General features: G+C 46.3%; 10 protein-coding genes, 1 tRNA gene and 2 rRNA genes. All 13 read left to right on the top strand.

Features of this window, described 5'->3' with window-relative positions:
• Nucleotides 1-14 precede the first annotated feature (14 nt).
• Nucleotides 15-1646, top strand: a complete 1632-nt coding sequence (locus tag A5883_RS12370) for a polysaccharide biosynthesis protein (RefSeq protein WP_086338748.1) — start codon at nt 15-17, stop codon at nt 1644-1646.
• On the top strand, nt 1633-1899 hold the full coding sequence (locus A5883_RS12365) for an RNA-binding S4 domain-containing protein (RefSeq protein WP_005230745.1): 267 nt from the start codon (nt 1633-1635) through the stop codon (nt 1897-1899). Before A5883_RS12370 ends, A5883_RS12365 begins: the two co-directional genes overlap by 14 nt.
• 83 nt (nt 1900-1982) lie before the next feature.
• Nucleotides 1983-2429: an FtsB family cell division protein gene (locus A5883_RS12360; RefSeq protein ID WP_005230746.1), complete on the top strand. Its 447-nt coding sequence runs from the start codon at nt 1983-1985 to the stop codon at nt 2427-2429.
• 74 nt (nt 2430-2503) lie between these two features.
• Nucleotides 2504-2947, top strand: coding sequence for a S1 domain-containing RNA-binding protein (locus A5883_RS12355; protein WP_010748998.1), 444 nt, complete (start codon nt 2504-2506; stop codon nt 2945-2947).
• Nucleotides 2948-3047: 100 nt separating this feature from the next.
• Nucleotides 3048-4448 carry a tRNA lysidine(34) synthetase TilS gene (gene tilS, locus A5883_RS12350; protein ID WP_086338747.1) on the top strand — a complete coding sequence of 467 codons (1401 nt, stop codon included), beginning with the start codon at nt 3048-3050 and terminating at the stop codon, nt 4446-4448.
• 19 nt (nt 4449-4467) lie between these two features.
• Nucleotides 4468-5013 (top strand): hypoxanthine phosphoribosyltransferase, encoded by a 546-nt coding sequence (gene hpt, locus A5883_RS12345; protein ID WP_005230750.1) that lies wholly within the window; start codon nt 4468-4470, stop codon nt 5011-5013.
• A 73-nt stretch (nt 5014-5086) separates the two neighbouring features.
• On the top strand, nt 5087-7195 hold the full coding sequence (ftsH, locus tag A5883_RS12340; RefSeq protein WP_010749000.1) for an ATP-dependent zinc metalloprotease FtsH: 2109 nt from the start codon (nt 5087-5089) through the stop codon (nt 7193-7195).
• Nucleotides 7196-7337: 142 nt separating this feature from the next.
• Nucleotides 7338-8219, top strand: a complete 882-nt coding sequence (gene hslO, locus A5883_RS12335) for an Hsp33 family molecular chaperone HslO (RefSeq protein ID WP_005230756.1) — start codon at nt 7338-7340, stop codon at nt 8217-8219.
• Entirely contained in the window at nt 8220-9233 is a 1014-nt protein-coding gene (gene dusB / locus A5883_RS12330) for a tRNA dihydrouridine synthase DusB (RefSeq protein WP_086338746.1), read from the top strand.
• A 96-nt stretch (nt 9234-9329) separates the two neighbouring features.
• Nucleotides 9330-10823, top strand: coding sequence for a lysine--tRNA ligase (lysS, locus tag A5883_RS12325; protein ID WP_005230758.1), 1494 nt, complete (start codon nt 9330-9332; stop codon nt 10821-10823).
• A 661-nt stretch (nt 10824-11484) separates the two neighbouring features.
• Nucleotides 11485-13043 (top strand): 16S ribosomal RNA (locus A5883_RS12320).
• A 76-nt stretch (nt 13044-13119) separates the two neighbouring features.
• Nucleotides 13120-13192: transfer RNA gene (locus A5883_RS12315), tRNA-Ala, on the top strand.
• 179 nt (nt 13193-13371) lie between these two features.
• A 23S ribosomal RNA gene (locus A5883_RS12310) occupies nt 13372-15858 on the top strand; the annotation flags it as partial.

Raw genomic sequence — 15858 nt, 5'->3', positions numbered from 1 at the left:
AAGGAACCAGCGGGATGCCGAAATCACAATTGAAGCGTACGATGGAAGGGGCGTTTATTTTAACGATCGCTTCCTTTATCGCAAAAATCTTAAGTGCCGTTTATCGGGTCCCTTTTCAGAACCTGGTAGGGGACGAAGGGTTTTATGTGTATCAACAAGTCTATCCGATTTATGGATTGGCGATGACGTTAGCGTTGTCAGGGTTGCCACAGTTTATCTCCCGCATCGTCGCTGAAGAACCCGATCCTTTGAAAAGCAAGGAACGGCTGCAAGCGTTGACGCCTTTCGTGCTTTGGTCTGCGATCGGTTTATGGGCGGTGACCTTTTTATTTGCTGGTCCGATCGCACAAGTGATGGGGGACCACCAACTGGCGGGCTTGATTCGAGTCGTTTCTTTTACCTTCTTATTTGTCCCGCCTTTGACCTTTTATCGAGGAATGTTTCAAGGAAATTTGCAAATGGTGCCGACAGCAGTTTCCCAAGTCGTAGAGCAGCTGCTTAGAGTTGGTGTGATTTTAGGTGCTGCGGCAGCTTTCCAGCAATTGGGCTGGACGATTTATCAAACGGGGACTGTCGCCATGATGGGTGCCTTAGTCGGGGGCCTTGCGGCGTGGTGGATCTTAAGTTATTATAGCCGACAAATCAACGGCAAACGCCTATCGCTATGGCATAAACCAGTCACCAGTACAGGAGAAAATCCCGCTGGTTTATCCGCCTCGTTGAAGAAACGGTTCTTCTTAGAAGGCGGTCTGTTGACGATTTATAGCGGCTATTTGATCTTGTTCCAGTTAGCGGATTCGTTTTTATTGACCAATGCGCTAGAAGCGGGGGGGATGACGGCACAAGCAGCCCGAATTTCAAAAGGGATCTATGATCGCGGACAACCCCTCGTCCAACTAGGTCTTGTGGTGGCGATGGCATTAAGCTCGACGTTTTTGCCAACGTTGACCAAGTATTTGACGGTAAAAAATCAGCAGCTGTTTGAAAAGTCGGCAAAAATGTATTTGCGCCTGACGATCGGGATTGCTTCGGCTTCCGCCGTGGGCTTAGCGATTTTGCTGCCTTATATTAACTTTGCCTTATTCAAAGACGGTTCTGGCAATGCGGCGCTGGTATTGTTTGTCTTTTCCATCGCTCTGATGGCGACGATCCAAGCCTATCAAAGCATTCAACAAAGTCGTAATACCTATACCTTCGGCTTGCTGGCTGCGGGGATCGGTCTTTTGATCAAATGTCTATCGATGTGGCCGCTGACTGCTTCTTATGGGACTGCAGGAGCGAGTATCAGTACGCTGTTGGGGTTAGGCGCGACCTTATGCTGTTTTGTGGTTTCCGAACAGCGTCGAGCAAAAAGCAGCATCAATCACTTTTGGCATGAAGGAAATTATGGAAAAAAACTATTTATTTGTTTAGGGATCATGGCAAGCGTGCTATTCTTATATTATAGCTTCGTTGCGATCTTATTGAACGGTCCTTTGACCCATCGACTACAGGCACTGCTTTTTTGCCTAGGCGGTGTCGGTCTGGGAGGTGCAGCCTTTATCGGGGCAGCGATCAAAATCAAATTGTTAACGATTCGCGAATGGCTGTTAGTTCCATTTGGAAAGAAACTATTAAGAAGAGGTGAAAAACATGAGATTAGATAAATTTCTTAAAATCTCCCGCATCATCAAGCGTCGCTCTGTGGCCAAAGAAGTGGCAGACAAGGGACGCATTCAGATCAACGGCAAATTAGCCAAGTCAAGCAGTGACGTCAAAGTAGGCGATACCATGCGCATTCAATTCGGGAATAAGGTCTTGGAAGTAAAAGTCAATGAATTGCATGAATCGACGAAAAAAGAAGACGCTGCAAAAATGTATGAGATCGTTTCAGAGGAAAGAATCTCAGAAAATGCTTGATTTTTACGGCATTTTCAGTTAGACAAGCTTTGCGGATGTTGGTATAATGTAAAAAACAAAGACAGCGACGGGAGCGAGTTCAGGTGGCAAAAGAATCAAATAAAAAAATAGAACTATTGCAGACCGATTATGCGAAAGAGCAATTTGCCAAGTTTGAAAAAGAGCGGCGGCAAGTCGTGTTTCGCCGACGTCGGCTGGTGGCGTTTTTCGTGGCGGCATTAGCGATATTTGCGATCGTAGGGATTCAAATGTTCAACGATCAAATGCGCCTGCAAAAGCTAAAGGAATATAAGGCGGAAACAGTCGCCGAACAAAAAGAGGCAGAACAAAAGGTGGCTTCACTGGAGCGAGACGTTGCCTTGTTGCAAGACGATGAGTATGTGGCAAAATTGGCCCGCAGCCGATTCTTCTACTCAAAAGATGGCGAAAAAATCTATCCAGTCTTGCCAGACGGGACGGATTCTCAAAACACCAATGAGCGTTCTTCGCAAAGCGGACAAGAATCATCATCCACAGAGTCACAAGATTAAGCAATGTCATACCTACTCAGCGCAGTAGTTTGAATTATTTTAAATGGGTAAAAATTAGGAGGAACATTTTTTATATGTCAATCGAAGTTGGAGCGAAACTAAAGGGCAAAGTGTCTGGTATTACAAATTTTGGTGCGTTCATTGATCTTGGTGAAGGGAAAACTGGTTTGGTGCATATCAGTGAAGTATCAAACGGATTCGTCAAAGACATTCACGACGTGTTGTCTGTTGGGGATGAAGTGACAGTACTTGTTACGGCAATCGGCAACGATGGAAAAATCGGCCTATCGATCCGCAAAGCAGAAGATAAACCGGAAGAAAAACGTGAATACCCGAAAAAAGAATTCAATCGACCAAATCCGAAAAAATCTTTTTCACGCAATCAAAATACGAATGTAAATAAACAAGACTTCGATTCATTGATGAGTTCTTTTCTAAAAGATAGTGATGATCGTCTTTCGTCATTACGTCGAAATACAGAAGGAAAACGCGGTGGCCGCGGCGGACGCCGTAACTAAACATGAATAGCAAGTTGGAAAAAGCTGGAACAAAACTGTTGGTTCGTTTTGTTTCAGCTTTCTTTCTTGTGGGATTACCAAATGAGAAGGAGGTCAAACGATGGTCATTCAAACCGTTCAAGCGCAACTCACTGCCATCGATCCTGAAAAAAAACGCCGCTTTTTGCTGGCGGTATCGACGGGCGTCGATTCGATGGTCTTGTTGCAGATCTTTTGTCAGTTGTTTCCTGAAATGCAAAAAGAGCCATGTTTTAGTGTGGCGCATGTGAACCATCAATTGCGTCCAGCATCTGCCAAGGAAGCGGCTTTTTTACGGCAGTACTGCCAAGAACGCGGTATTCCTTTTTATGAACGGTGCTGGGAAAATCCGCCAGAAACCGGCGTAGAAGCTAGCGCTCGAAACTTTCGCTATACATTTTTTTCCGACGTCATGTCTCAAGAAGGCTATGATGTTTTGCTGACTGCTCACCACAGTGATGACCAAGTAGAAACGATGTTGATGAAGATGATGCGAGAAGGTCGCTTGCGATCGGCTGGCGGGATGAAACAGCAGCAGCCTTTTCACACAGGGATCTTGTTGCGTCCACTGCTTACTGTCAGCAAGGCAGCGATTTACGACTATGCGCAAGCACAGCAGATTCCCTACTTTGAAGACGAAAGCAATCACGAACCGCTGTATTTGCGAAACCGACTACGCCAGCAAGTAGTGCCAGCCTTAAAAGTGGAAAATCCGCAGCTGCTGCCGCATTTTCAACAGCTTTCTGAAGAAGTACAGTTCGCCAATCAGCTGATCCAACAAGAGCAGCAGCAATGGTTGTCTGCGTTCGTTCAACAGCAAGCTGCTCGCTTAGTGATCGATCTGCAGCAGCTGCCGACATTTTCGCCAGCGCAACGCTATTTTTTCTATGCGGGTTTTTTACAGCAAGCAGAGGCTTTTACGAAGCAGCCCCTCAATCAAAAACAGCTGCCGCAGTTATTGCGTCTGCTAGATGAAAAGAAAGGGCAATGGCAATTGGCGTTGCACAAACAGTGGCAGCTGCGGCGCAGTTATGACCAATTGTTATTGGAACCTGTTACTGTTCCCCAAAAGCCTGCAGCGCCGTTGACAGAAGTCAGTCAGCGACTGGTTTTAGGGGAGGGGATCTATCTTTCTGAAAAGGAATGGATTGGGTATTTTCCGATAAATGAACAGCATATTCCCAAAAAAATCACAAATTGGTCAGAGTTTTCCCGAGATTTACCGCTAAACTATTCCTCTGAGCTGGTGGTGCGTAAGCGCCAGCCGGGAGACCGAATCCGCTTGGCGCGTGGTCTGACCAAAAAGATCAGTCGTTTTTTTATCGATTCAAAAATTCCTAATGAAGCGCGAGAAAAAAGTTGGGTCGTCACAAACCTTGAAAAAGAGGTGATTGCCTTACTACCTCATACATTTTCCTATTTGAGTATTGCGCCAGAAACTGATAAAATACACTACATACTTCTTTATAAATACCAGAAGTAAGAGTTGGAAGGAGAACTTTATGCTAGATAAAGATATTGAGAAAATTTTGATTTCCCGTGACGAAATCAAAAATCGTTGTGTGGAACTTGGTCAAGAATTAACGGCGGCTTATGCGGATAAAAATCCTCTAGTCGTAGGTGTGCTGAAAGGTGCCGTTCCTTTCATGGCAGACATCGTTCGTGAGATGGATTGTTACTTGGAGTTAGACTTCATGGATGTCTCAAGTTATGGCAATGCCATGATTTCATCTGGGGAAGTCAAGATCATCAAAGATTTAGATACAAATGTTGAGGGCCGTGATCTCTTGATCGTTGAAGACATCATTGACAGCGGTCGCACATTGGCTTATCTGGTGGATCTATTCAAATACCGTAAAGCGAAATCAGTGAAAATCGTAACGTTATTAGATAAGCCAGAAGGTCGTGTCGTTGAGATCGATGCAGATTATGTCGGCTTCGATGTGCCAAATGAGTTTGTTGTTGGATATGGACTGGACTATGCAGAGCAATATCGAAACTTACCTTACGTTGGCGTCTTAAAACCTAGTGTTTATCAGTCAAATTAGTGACTGTTCTAAATCAATTGTGATACAATTAAATGGTCAGGATTGATAAAACAAAATAGCCAGGGAGGTACGCATGAATAAGAAAAATAACGGTATGGTAAAAAATACCTTATATTATGTACTTGTCTTGTTGGCGATGGTCATGGTCGTATATTTCATTTTTGGAAATGGCAATCAGCAGACCCCAACGATCGAGTACTCCACGTTTACAGAGCAGCTGAAAGACGGGAAGATCAAACAGTTTACTGTTCAACCCGCTAACGGTGTGTATCGAATCGTGGGTGAATACAATGAAGAACAAACCGTCAGCAATGACAACAGCTTGTCTGTTTTAGGTAATACACAGGCGAGTTCGACCCGCTTTTCAACGATCATTTTACCGAATGATTCCACACTAAGCGAAGTCACCAGTTTGGCCTCGGCAGAAGGGGTCAAAACCACGATCGAAGAAGAATCCAACAGCGGCATTTGGTTATCGCTTTTGGTTAGCTTCTTACCACTTGTGATCATCATTTTCTTCTTCTACATGATGATGAGCCAACAAGGTGGCGGCGGTGGCGGTGGCGGCCGTGTGATGAACTTTGGCAAATCTAAAGCCAAAGAAGCGGATAAAAAAGCCAACCGCGTGCGTTTTTCAGACGTAGCCGGTGCAGAAGAAGAAAAACAAGAGCTTGTCGAAGTCGTGGAATTCTTGAAAGACCCTCGACGCTTCGTTGAATTAGGTGCTCGTATCCCAGCAGGTGTCTTACTTGAGGGGCCTCCAGGAACCGGGAAAACATTACTAGCCAAAGCCGTTGCTGGTGAAGCTGGCGTACCGTTTTACTCGATCTCTGGTTCAGATTTCGTTGAAATGTTTGTCGGTGTCGGTGCAAGCCGGGTGCGTGACTTATTTGAAACAGCGAAGAAAAATGCACCAGCCATCATCTTTATCGATGAAATCGATGCCGTCGGTCGCCAACGTGGTGCCGGTATGGGTGGCGGACATGATGAGCGGGAACAAACATTGAACCAGTTGTTGGTTGAAATGGATGGTTTTGATGGGAATGAAGGCGTGATCGTCATTGCCGCAACGAACCGTTCGGATGTTTTAGATCCAGCGTTGCTACGTCCAGGTCGTTTTGACCGTCAGATTTTGGTTGGTCGTCCAGACGTGAAAGGTCGTGAAGCGATCCTCCGTGTCCATGCCCGCAACAAACCTTTATCAGATGATGTTGATTTGAAAGTCGTTGCCCAACAAACACCAGGCTTTGCCGGTGCGGATCTGGAAAACGTCTTGAACGAAGCGGCATTAGTTGCTGCTCGTCGTAACAAGAAAAAAATCGATGCTTCAGATATCGATGAAGCAGAAGACCGCGTGATCGCTGGTCCTGCGAAGAAAGACCGGGTCATCAACAAACGCGAACGTGAAATGGTTGCTTACCATGAAGCAGGACATACCATTGTTGGGTTAGTCTTGAGTCGTGCCCGTGTGGTACACAAAGTAACGATCATTCCTCGGGGACGTGCGGGTGGTTACATGATCGCCTTGCCGAAAGAAGATCAATTCTTGATGACCAAAGAAGATATGTTTGAACAAATCGTTGGGTTGCTTGGTGGTCGTACGGCTGAAGAAATCATCTTCGGTGTACAATCAACGGGTGCTTCCAATGACTTTGAACAAGCAACTGCGCTTGCAAGAAGCATGGTGACAGAATATGGAATGAGTGACAAGTTAGGTCCAGTTCAATATGAAGGAAACCATCAAGTCTTTGTTGGTCGTGATTATGGTCAAACAAAAGCTTACTCTGAACAAGTTGCCTTTGAAATCGATCAAGAAGTTCGCAAGATTTTAATGGATGCTCATCAAAAAGCCCATGAAATCATTGAAGAACACCGTGCACAGCACAAATTGATCGCTGAAAAACTGCTTGAACATGAAACATTAGATGCCAAAGCAATCAAATCCTTGTTTGAAGAAGGCAAAATGCCTGAAGGAACCGAAAGCTCTGAGTATCCTAGTGAAAAAGCTCAAACGTTTGAAGAAGCGAAACGTGCGCTGGAAGAAAAAGATGCAGAGAAGCAAGCTGCAGAAAAACACAGCGAAGATGCACCATCAAACGATTTTGATCAACAATTGGAAGACGTTCGCCGCAATAGCGAAAGTCAACCGACTGATCAAGAAAACAAAGATGATAACGCCTAAAACAAGACGTATCAAGGCACCGAGGAAACTCGGTGCCTTTTTGTTTCTATTTAAGAAGACTTTCCTTAAATTCAAACACATTCAGTTGAAAAAAGCGGCGCTTCCTAGTATGATTCATTAATGAATAAAAAGGAGAATCAAGATGAAGGATTATTTAGTAAAAGCACTAGCATATGACGGCTTCGTCCGAGCATATGCAGTATCGGCAACAGAAACGATCGCCGAAGCACAACGACGCCATGAAACATGGAATACGGCATCCGCTGCTTTAGGGCGAGCGATGGTGGGAAGTTTGTTATTAGGCAGTACCTTAAAAGGGGAAGACAAATTGACCGTCAAAATTCAAGGAAATGGTCCTGCTGGGGCAATCGTCGTAGACAGCAATGGCCGTGGGGACGTAAAAGGATACATAAAAAATCCGCAGATCAGTCTGCCGTTGAACCCTCAAGGGAAATTGGACGTTCGGGGCGCAGTGGGTGACCAAGGGATCTTTACCGTGATCAAAGACTTAGGGCTAAAAGAACCCTTCTCTGGACAAACACCGATCGTCTCTGGGGAGCTTGGGGAAGACTTTACTTATTATTTAGCAGTGTCAGAACAGATTCCTTCTGCTGTTGGTCTGAGTGTATTAGTAGAAACCGATGATTCAATTCGGGCAGCCGGTGGCTTTATGCTGCAGATCATGCCTGGTGCCAGTGAAGAGATCATTGATGCCATCGAAAAACGTTTGGGAGAATTGCCTCGAGTATCAACCTTGATCGATGAAGGACAATCACCAGAAGAGATCTTAGCGACATTGTTGCCAGACACGACGATCGAAGTACTAGAAAAAATGCCAGTCCAGTTCCATTGTGATTGCACGAAAGAAAAATTTGCGACGGCGATCATTACCTTGGGGGCTGATGAGATCCAAGCGATGATCGATGAAGACCACGGGGCAGAGGCAGTCTGCTCGTTTTGTGGCAACAAGTATCATTTTGATGAAACGGAATTGGCGGCATTGAAGAAAGAGGCGGAAGCGTAAGTGAAAGATAGACAAACATGGCAGATCGGCTCGGTTGAGATTCCCAACCGCGTCGTCGTTGCGCCAATGGCAGGGATCACCAATTCTGCGTTTCGTGTGACAGTCAAAGAATTTGGCGCGGGTTTAGTCGTCTGTGAGATGATCAGTGATCGAGGGATTCAACTGCGGAACAAGAAGACCCTTGAGATGCTATTTATTGACGAGACCGAGCATCCTCTTAGTATTCAGATTTTTGGTGGGAATAAAGCATCCTTAGTAGAAGCAGCGCAATTTGTCGCAGAAAACACAACTGCCGATATCATTGATATCAACATGGGGTGTCCTGTAAACAAAATCATCAAAGCAGAAGCTGGTGCGAAGTGGCTTTTAGATCCCGACAAGGTTTATGAAATGGTCCATGCTGTTTCCAGTGCGATCGGCAAGCCCGTTACCGTAAAAATGCGGATCGGCTGGGATGAGCAGCACATCTTTGCGGTTGAAAATGCCCAAGCCGCAGAAGCAGCGGGTGCCGCAGCGATCGGTATGCATGGCAGAACCCGTGTACAGATGTATGAAGGATCGGCTGATTGGGACGTGTTGAAACAAGTGAAGCAAAGTATCACGATTCCCTTTATGGGCAACGGCGATGTCAAAACCCCTGAAGATGCCAAGCGAATGTTGGAAGAAGTCGGTGCAGATGCAGTGATGATCGGACGGGCAGCGTTAGGCAATCCATGGATGATCCACCGCACCAAGCAATACTTGGAGACAGGCGAGTTATTGCCAGAACCAACACCGCGAGAAAAAATTTCGACAGCGAAACTTCATTTAGAACGTTTGGCTGAGCTAAAAGGGGAAAAAATCGCTTCGCGAGAATTCCGTCAACATGCTGCGTACTACTTAAAAGGTATTTCGCGGGCAGCCAAAGTGAAGGCAGCTATCAACCAAGCGGAAGATAAGCAGACGATTTTTGATTTATTAGATGCATTTGTGGAAAAGACCGAAAAACAGCCGCTAGCAACTCTTAAGGAATAAGAAACAAATCAAGTCGATTCGAAAGTTCGGCTTGATTTTTTGCGTCATCATTGGCATTATAAGAAGGAAACCCAAGTTAAGAATGGAGGAAAACTCGTGACAGAGGAACGACAAACACAAGAAGAATTGAATGATCAAATGTTGGTTCGCCGTGAAAAGATGGAAAAACTACGGGAAGAAGGCATTGATCCTTTTGGCAAGCGATTCGAACGCACCCATAATTCTGCCGAGTTACATGAGTTATTTGATCAAAGAACCAAAGAAGAATTAGCCGAAATGAATCTTTCAGCAAGCATTGCAGGAAGAATCGTTACAAAACGTGGAAAAGGTAAGGCTGGTTTTGCACATTTACAAGACCGCGAAGGCCGTATTCAAATATATGTACGTAAAGACCAAGTAGGGGATGAACCTTACGAAGTATTCAAACACGCAGACTTAGGTGATTTCTTCGGCGTATCTGGTGAAATCATGAAGACCGATACCGGTGAAGTGACCATCAAAGCCAAAGAAATCGTGATCTTATCAAAAGCATTGCGTCCATTGCCTGACAAATACCATGGCTTGACGAACGTAGAACAACGCTACCGTCAACGTTACTTGGATTTGATCAGTAATAAAGAAAGCTTTGATCGTTTCATGAAACGAAGCCAAATCATCAGCGAAATTCGTCGTTACCTTGACGGTCATGGGTATATCGAAGTCGAAACGCCAGTATTGCATAATCAAGCAGGTGGTGCAGCGGCTCGTCCCTTCATTACCCACCACAATGCCTTAGACATGGATCTGTATTTACGGATCGCTCTTGAGCTTCACTTAAAACGATTGATCGTGGGCGGCATGGAAAAAGTCTATGAGATCGGTCGCGTTTTCCGAAATGAAGGGATCGATACGACCCATAATCCTGAGTTTACAATGCTAGAAGCGTATACGGCATATACAGATTTCAAAGATGTGATGGATCTGACCGAAGGCATTATCCGTAATGCTGCTGAAAAAGTCTTGCATACAGCAACGATCCAATACGATGGACAAGAAGTCGATCTAGCTAGCGACTTTGCACGAATCCATATGGTCGATGCAATCAAAAATCAAACAGGTGTTGATTTCTGGCAACCAATGTCCGTTGAAGAAGCCCGCAGCTTAGCGAAAGAACATCATGTTGAAATCACTGATGCCATGACTGTTGGCCATATCATCAATGAATTCTTTGAGACATTTGTTGAAGAAACGTTACAGCAGCCAACCTTTGTCTTCGGTCATCCAGTGGAAGTTTCGCCATTAGCGAAAAAGAATCCAGAAGATGAACGCTTTACCGACCGCTTTGAATTATTTATCGTTGGTCGTGAATTTGCGAATGCCTTCACGGAACTAAATGATCCAATTGATCAAAGAGAACGTTTTGAAGGGCAAGAAAAAGAGCGCGAAGCAGGAAATGATGAAGCCCATGGGGTGGATGAAGATTTCTTAGAAGCACTTGAATACGGTATGCCGCCAACTGGTGGATTAGGGATCGGGATCGATCGCTTAGTGATGCTGTTGACAGATGCGCAATCGATTCGCGACGTTTTATTATTCCCAACAATGAGATAAAAAAACTCCGTCCACTCGCAAGAGGTGGGCGGCTTTTTTTCTTGTCTGCTGGATCAGGGAGAAAAACAGCGAGGAATTAGAGGGAAAAACGCCACGAAAGTTGCCAGAAAACGGATTAAATGCGAACGATAAAAGCTGGATCCAATGCGATTAGACGGGTTTGTAAAAATTGAAAAAAGCCATAGAAAATGATTGACCGCAAGGGATTTAGTTGGTATATTATTACATGTGCCAAATGACTAAATGAATTCCTAAAAAGAATTGAAAAAAGTAGTTGACGCACAGCTCGACAGATGATATTATAACGAAGTCGCAATTTTAAAATAGTTAATTGATGTTGATAGATCAACAAAATTAATTGAAAAAAGTTGTTGACAAATAACAAATCATTTGTTATTCTAATTAAGTCGCTGAGACAGCCGCTACGAAGTTGAAAAACAACGAGCGAAAAAAACTTTTAAAAAAGAGTTGACAATTAAATGTCACTCTGATATGATATAAAAGTTGCTAACACAGCACGGTAGACCTTTGAAAACTGAACAAAGCAAGCAAACGAACCAATGTGTAGGACGTTTCAATTTATTGAAACAAATACATGCAAGCAATAGCTAGCAAAGTTAATTTTTATGAGCTTAATGACCGTATGGTCATTCAAACAAATCATTATGAGAGTTTGATCCTGGCTCAGGACGAACGCTGGCGGCGTGCCTAATACATGCAAGTCGAACGCTTTTTCTTTCACCGGAGCTTGCTCCACCGAAAGAAAAAGAGTGGCGAACGGGTGAGTAACACGTGGGTAACCTGCCCATCAGAAGGGGATAACACTTGGAAACAGGTGCTAATACCGTATAACACTATTTTCCGCATGGAAGAAAGTTGAAAGGCGCTTTTGCGTCACTGATGGATGGACCCGCGGTGCATTAGCTAGTTGGTGAGGTAACGGCTCACCAAGGCAACGATGCATAGCCGACCTGAGAGGGTGATCGGCCACACTGGGACTGAGACACGGCCCAGACTCCTACGGGAGGCAGCAGTAGGGAATCTTCGGCAATGGACGAAAGTCTGACCGAGCAACGCCGCGTGAGTGAAGAAGGTTTTCGGATCGTAAAACTCTGTTGTTAGAGAAGAATAAGGATGAGAGTAAAACGTTCATCCCTTGACGGTATCTAACCAGAAAGCCACGGCTAACTACGTGCCAGCAGCCGCGGTAATACGTAGGTGGCAAGCGTTGTCCGGATTTATTGGGCGTAAAGCGAGCGCAGGCGGTTTCTTAAGTCTGATGTGAAAGCCCCCGGCTCAACCGGGGAGGGTCATTGGAAACTGGGAGACTTGAGTGCAGAAGAGGAGAGTGGAATTCCATGTGTAGCGGTGAAATGCGTAGATATATGGAGGAACACCAGTGGCGAAGGCGGCTCTCTGGTCTGTAACTGACGCTGAGGCTCGAAAGCGTGGGGAGCGAACAGGATTAGATACCCTGGTAGTCCACGCCGTAAACGATGAGTGCTAAGTGTTGGAGGGTTTCCGCCCTTCAGTGCTGCAGCAAACGCATTAAGCACTCCGCCTGGGGAGTACGACCGCAAGGTTGAAACTCAAAGGAATTGACGGGGGCCCGCACAAGCGGTGGAGCATGTGGTTTAATTCGAAGCAACGCGAAGAACCTTACCAGGTCTTGACATCCTTTGACCACTCTAGAGATAGAGCTTCCCCTTCGGGGGCAAAGTGACAGGTGGTGCATGGTTGTCGTCAGCTCGTGTCGTGAGATGTTGGGTTAAGTCCCGCAACGAGCGCAACCCTTATTGTTAGTTGCCATCATTTAGTTGGGCACTCTAGCGAGACTGCCGGTGACAAACCGGAGGAAGGTGGGGATGACGTCAAATCATCATGCCCCTTATGACCTGGGCTACACACGTGCTACAATGGGAAGTACAACGAGTTGCGAAGTCGCGAGGCTAAGCTAATCTCTTAAAGCTTCTCTCAGTTCGGATTGTAGGCTGCAACTCGCCTACATGAAGCCGGAATCGCTAGTAATCGCGGATCAGCACGCCGCGGTGAATACGTTCCCGGGCCTTGTACACACCGCCCGTCACACCACGAGAGTTTGTAACACCCGAAGTCGGTGAGGTAACCTTTTGGAGCCAGCCGCCTAAGGTGGGATAGATGATTGGGGTGAAGTCGTAACAAGGTAGCCGTATCGGAAGGTGCGGCTGGATCACCTCCTTTCTAAGGAATATTTCGGAAGACTACACATCGTTTGCCTTTGTTCAGTTTTGAGAGGTCTACTCTCAAGTAAATACCCGGGGCCTTAGCTCAGCTGGGAGAGCGCCTGCTTTGCACGCAGGAGGTCAGCGGTTCGATCCCGCTAGGCTCCATTAACGACAATGGTCGTTAAGCTTTGTTCATTGAAAACTGGATATCGAAGAAATAATCAAAACAAGTAACACACACCGAGTTGAAATGTTAAAAGAGTTTTTTAATAAGTTCAACGCTTATTTTCTTGAGCAACCTTCTATCGCTAGAAGAAGTACTCAAAACCGACCGTAAGGTCAAAGGTTAAGTGAATAAGGGCGCACGGTGGATGCCTTGGCACTAGGAGCCGATGAAGGACGGGACTAACACCGATATGCTTTGGGGAGCTGTAAGTAAGCTATGATCCAGAGATTTCCGAATGGGGGAACCCAGCATCTTTTATAGGATGTTACGTCTGCGTGAATACATAGCGCAGTCGAGGTAGACGCAGAGAACTGAAACATCTAAGTACCTGCAGGAAGAGAAAGAAAATTCGATTCCCTGAGTAGCGGCGAGCGAAACGGGAAAAGCCCAAACCAACAAGCTTGCTTGTTGGGGTTGTAGGACTCCGATATGGTAGTCTATTCAGATAGTCGAAATACTTGGAAAAGTATGTCAAAGAGGGTAAAAACCCCGTAGGCGAAATTTGGATAACACCTAGGAGGATCCTGAGTACGGCGGAACACGAGGAATTCCGTCGGAATCCGGGAGGACCATCTCCCAAGGCTAAATACTCCCTAGTGACCGATAGTGAACCAGTACCGTGAGGGAAAGGTGAAAAGCACCCCGGAAGGGGAGTGAAATAGATCCTGAAACCGTGTGCCTACAACAAGTTAGAGCCCGTTAATGGGTGATAGCGTGCCTTTTGTAGAATGAACCGGCGAGTTACGATAGCATGCGAGGTTAAGTTGAAGAGACGGAGCCGTAGCGAAAGCGAGTCTGAATAGGGCGAATGAGTATGTTGTCGTAGACCCGAAACCATGTGATCTACCCATGTCCAGGTTGAAGGTGCGGTAAAACGCACTGGAGGACCGAACCCACGTACGTTGAAAAGTGCGGGGATGAGGTGTGGGTAGCGGAGAAATTCCAAACGAACTTGGAGATAGCTGGTTCTCTCCGAAATAGCTTTAGGGCTAGCCTCGGAATTGAGAATGATGGAGGTAGAGCACTGTTTGGACTAGGGGCCCATCTCGGGTTACCGAATTCAGATAAACTCCGAATGCCATTCATTCATATCCGGGAGTCAGACTGTGAGTGATAAGATCCATAGTCGAAAGGGAAACAGCCCAGACCACCAGCTAAGGTCCCCAAATAACTATTAAGTGGAAAAGGATGTGGGGTTGCACAGACAACTAGGATGTTGGCTTAGAAGCAGCCACCATTTAAAGAGTGCGTAATAGCTCACTAGTCGAGTGACCCTGCGCCGAAAATGTACCGGGGCTAAATAGTTTACCGAAGCTGTGGAGTGCACCATTAGGTGCATTGGTAGGAGAGCGTTCTAAGGGCGTTGAAGGCAGATCGTGAGGACTGCTGGAGCGCTTAGAAGTGAGAATGCCGGTATGAGTAGCGAAAGACAGGTGAGAATCCTGTCCACCGAATGACTAAGGTTTCCTGGGGAAGGCTCGTCCGCCCAGGGTTAGTCGGGACCTAAGCCGAGGCCGACAGGCGTAGGCGATGGACAACAGGTTGATATTCCTGTACCCGTTGTTTTTGTTTGAGCAATGGAGGGACGCAGGAGGCTAAGAAGTGCAGACTGATGGATATGTCTGTTCAAGCAGTAAGTCTTGGTAGGAGTCAAATGCTTCTACCTATACGGACAAGCTGTGATGAGGAGGGAAATAATAGTACCGAAGCTTCTGATGTCACACTGCCAAGAAAAGCTTCTAGTGAGAAAACAACGGCCCGTACCGCAAACCGACACAGGTAGTCGAGGAGAGAATCCTAAGGTGAGCGAGAGAACTCTCGTTAAGGAACTCGGCAAAATGACCCCGTAACTTCGGGAGAAGGGGTGCTGCTCTAACGAGCAGCCGCAGTGAATAGGCCCAAGCGACTGTTTATCAAAAACACAGGTCTCTGCAAAATCGAAAGATGACGTATAGGGGCTGACGCCTGCCCGGTGCTGGAAGGTTAAGAGGAGTGCTTAGCGTAAGCGAAGGTACGAATTGAAGCCCCAGTAAACGGCGGCCGTAACTATAACGGTCCTAAGGTAGCGAAATTCCTTGTCGGGTAAGTTCCGACCCGCACGAAAGGCGTAACGATTTGGGCACTGTCTCAACGAGAGACTCGGTGAAATTTTAGTACCTGTGAAGATGCAGGTTACCCGCGACAGGACGGAAAGACCCCATGGAGCTTTACTGTAGTTTGATATTGAGTGTCTGTACCGCATGTACAGGATAGGTAGGAGCCGTAGAGATCGGGACGCCAGTTTCGATGGAGGCAATGGTGGGATACTACCCTTGCGTTATGGCCACTCTAACCCGCAGCCCTTATCGGGCTGGGAGACAGTGTCAGATGGGCAGTTTGACTGGGGCGGTCGCCTCCTAAAAGGTAACGGAGGCGCCCAAAGGTTCCCTCAGAATGGTTGGAAATCATTCGAAGAGTGTAAAGGCAGAAGGGAGCTTGACTGCGAGAGCTACAACTCGAGCAGGGACGAAAGTCGGGCTTAGTGATCCGGTGGTTCCGCATGGAAGGGCCATCGCTCAACGGATAAAAGCTACCCTGGGGATAACAGGCTTATCTCCCCCAAGAG

The sequence above is a fragment of the Enterococcus sp. 5B3_DIV0040 genome (genome assembly GCF_002140755.1).
GTDB lineage: Bacteria > Bacillota > Bacilli > Lactobacillales > Enterococcaceae > Enterococcus_D > Enterococcus_D casseliflavus.
Note: the sequence above shows the minus strand (reverse complement) of the source record. Positions and strands in the feature narration are given on the sequence as shown.

Excerpts from the sequence above, each read along its gene's own strand:
- A5883_RS12355 (WP_010748998.1), top strand. The coding sequence starts at position 2,504 with ATGTCAATCGAAGTTGGAGCGAAACTAAAGGGCAAAGTGTCTGGTATT.
- hpt (WP_005230750.1), top strand. The coding sequence starts at position 4,468 with ATGCTAGATAAAGATATTGAGAAAATTTTGATTTCCCGTGACGAAATC.
- A5883_RS12370 (WP_086338748.1), top strand. The coding sequence starts at position 15 with ATGCCGAAATCACAATTGAAGCGTACGATGGAAGGGGCGTTTATTTTA.
- ftsH (WP_010749000.1), top strand. The coding sequence starts at position 5,087 with ATGAATAAGAAAAATAACGGTATGGTAAAAAATACCTTATATTATGTA.
- hslO (WP_005230756.1), top strand. The coding sequence starts at position 7,338 with ATGAAGGATTATTTAGTAAAAGCACTAGCATATGACGGCTTCGTCCGA.
- tilS (WP_086338747.1), top strand. The coding sequence starts at position 3,048 with ATGGTCATTCAAACCGTTCAAGCGCAACTCACTGCCATCGATCCTGAA.
- A5883_RS12365 (WP_005230745.1), top strand. The coding sequence starts at position 1,633 with ATGAGATTAGATAAATTTCTTAAAATCTCCCGCATCATCAAGCGTCGC.